General features: G+C 65.9%; 2 protein-coding genes. Both read left to right on the top strand.

From position 1 onward, the window contains the following. Positions 1-549: 549 nt before the first annotated feature. A complete protein-coding gene (locus tag J4573_RS53340; RefSeq protein ID WP_208264183.1) occupies positions 550-1,812 on the top strand; it encodes an HNH endonuclease signature motif containing protein in 1,263 nt (420 codons plus the stop codon). Between the two features lie 61 nt (positions 1,813-1,873). Beyond that, positions 1,874-2,404 carry a YciI family protein gene (locus J4573_RS53335; protein ID WP_208264182.1) on the top strand — a complete coding sequence of 177 codons (531 nt, stop codon included), beginning with the start codon at positions 1,874-1,876 and terminating at the stop codon, positions 2,402-2,404. The last annotated feature ends 131 nt before the right edge of the window (positions 2,405-2,535 follow it).

Below are 2,535 nucleotides of genomic sequence, written 5' to 3'. Positions count from 1 at the left end.
TGGTGATGGCGGGTGGCGGCATGGGTCGCTTCTTCGCTGAGGTGCTGCCCGGCTGCGGGTGGGTGCGGCCTTGGGACCCTTGGCTTGGGTGCGGTCCGTGCCGATTCGGCTTGGGTGCGGTCCGCGCCGATTGCGGCGGCGGTCGCCCCTTCCGTTGCGGTCCTTGCCCGGGTGCGGGTTGGTGCTGGTTGAAGGCCGAAAAGCTCGGCGACGAAGAGGGCGAGCGGGCGGTTCGGGTTGCTGCTCGGGCGCGGGTGGGTGCGTGGCTGGGGTTTTGAGCTGGGAGCGCGCTTCGCGCGATGCGGCAGCGGTCACCCCTTCCGTTGCGGTCCTTGTCCGGCTGCGGGTTGGTGCTGGTTGAAGGCCAAAAAGCTCAGCGACGAGGAAGGAAGGGACGGGGCCGGGGGTGGGCCGTTCGGGTGCGGCTCTCACGGGGCTGAACTACAAGCCTTTGCAGCCGCGCTTCGCACGGGAAGGCACCATCGAAAGAATCTTCGAATATTTCTGTTCGATCATGAAAATGGCGGAGAGTGATGGTAAAATAACGGTATGAGTTCGATCGTGGCGGGCACCGAATCCGCTTCCACCCGGCAGCTGGTGGAAGCGGCATCCGTCATATTCTCCGAACTCGCCAATAGGGCTGCGCCCGAGTCCGGGGCCGCCTGCATGGAATTGGCTGAGGCGCTGGCGACGGTGACCGATCAGGCCGAGCACGTCTTGGCCGGGCTGATCGAGGTCGTCGACCGGACGGGCGAGATGAAGCACTGGGGCCTGCCGTCCACGCAGGCGTGGTTGCGGTGTCGGATGGGCATGCGCGAGGGCCGCGCCAAGGAGCGCATCACGCTGGCTCGGCAACTTCACCGGCTCGGCCGTGTCGGCACGGGCCTGGCGGCTGGTGAGCTGTCGTTCGGTTACGCGGTCACCATTGCTGACGCGGTGCAGCGGCTCAATGACGATGACACCGCTGCTGCTGAGGACATCCTCCTGACTGCGGCTGGTGAGGGTTTGTCGGCGGGGAAGGTCGCCAAGCTGGGTGGGAAGATCCATGACCTGGTGCGTGAGCACAACGGTGAGGAGAAGCCGCCCGAGGATGTGCAGCGGGGTTATGAGCGGTCGTGGGTGACGGTGAGCCGGTCGCTGGATGGGGGCTGCTATCTGAAGGGGTGGCTCAACCCTGAGGACACCGCGATCCTGGACGGCACGTTGGCGCCGTTGGCCAAGCCCGCCGGGGTCGATGACCGGCGTGATCTGGGTGAGCGGACCGCCGCTGCTCTCACTTCCGTTCTGGCCGGTGGCCATGGTGCGACGCGGGTGACGGTGATCGCTGACCTGGAGACGCTGACCGGTGCCGACACCCCCGGGCGACTGCGTGATGGCACGTTGATTCCTGCCGAGCAGGTCCGCCGGTTGGCGTTGACCGCCGGTATCTCACCCCTGATCTTCGGACGCGGACACGTGCCCCTGTATCTGGGCCACACGGTTCGGATCGCCAGCGCTGGCCAACGCCGGGCACTGGAGACGCTGTATGACACGTGCGCGGTGCATGGCTGTGAGGTGCCGGGTTTCCTGTGCGAGGTCGACCACGTCGACGGGTGGGCGCTGGGAAGCCCGACCGACATCGACAAACTCACGCTGTGCTGCGGCTGGCACAACCGGTGGAAGCACGCCAACCCGGACCAACTGCAGATCAGCAGGAACGATGGCCGATTCGTTTATCGGACGCTGGCGCCGGACGGGATCACGCGTTCGCGAAGGTCCAGTCCAGATCGGGTCGCCAACCCTTGGTACGACGATCAAGAACTAGCAGCCTGACCAGGCCCGGGGCGTACCCACCCGGGCCTACAGGCACGCCCTGATGCTAGAACCATGGGTCATGGAGTTCTTCTGCTACCACCGGGATCGGCCGGGCTCGATGCCGCTGCGACACGAACTGCTGGAAGCGCACTGGTCCTACATGGATCAGTTCGCCGAGGGGATGATCGCCCGAGGTCCGACTCTGGATGGCGATACGGCCACCGGGAGCGTGCACATCGTCGATCTGCCGGACCCAGTTGCAGCCCGTACGTTCGCGTTCGAAGAACCCAACTACCAGGCCGGGGCCTATCGTGACGTGCTGCTGCGCCGGTGGCAGAACATGCTCGGTCGCAAGATGTGGGACTTCACCGGCTCGGACGAGGGGAACCGCTACCTGGTGATGGGCCTTGGTGCTGAGAAGACACCGCCCCCGCCCACTCAGTACGAGCTGATCGCCTATGGCCCTCTCCTGTCCGATGACGGCAGCACCAACGTGGGAACGGCCGTACTGCTCCAAGCCCCAGAAGCGGACAAGGCCCGCGCTGTCCTGCCCTCGGACGACTATGCCGTCATCGAGGTCCACGACTGGGAGTTCGGCGGCCGCCGGTAGTAGGAGCCGCCGTGCGCCGTCGCGGCACGCGACAAGAGTTCGAGGCCCCCACTTGACGCTGGCCCGCACTTGGACATCTGGCCCAGGATCGCCCGATTCGTTGCTAAGCCCTAAGCCTCTCGCCATCACCT

The organism is Actinomadura barringtoniae (assembly GCF_017573505.1).
GTDB classification, from domain to species: Bacteria; Actinomycetota; Actinomycetes; order Streptosporangiales; family Streptosporangiaceae; genus Spirillospora; species Spirillospora barringtoniae.
This window is presented reverse-complemented; position numbering and strand designations above follow the sequence as displayed.

What these genes read in the sequence shown, in the direction of transcription:
- J4573_RS53335 (WP_208264182.1), top strand. Translation starts at nt 1,874, where the DNA reads ATGGAGTTCTTCTGCTACCACCGGGATCGGCCGGGCTCGATGCCGCTG.
- J4573_RS53340 (WP_208264183.1), top strand. Translation starts at nt 550, where the DNA reads ATGAGTTCGATCGTGGCGGGCACCGAATCCGCTTCCACCCGGCAGCTG.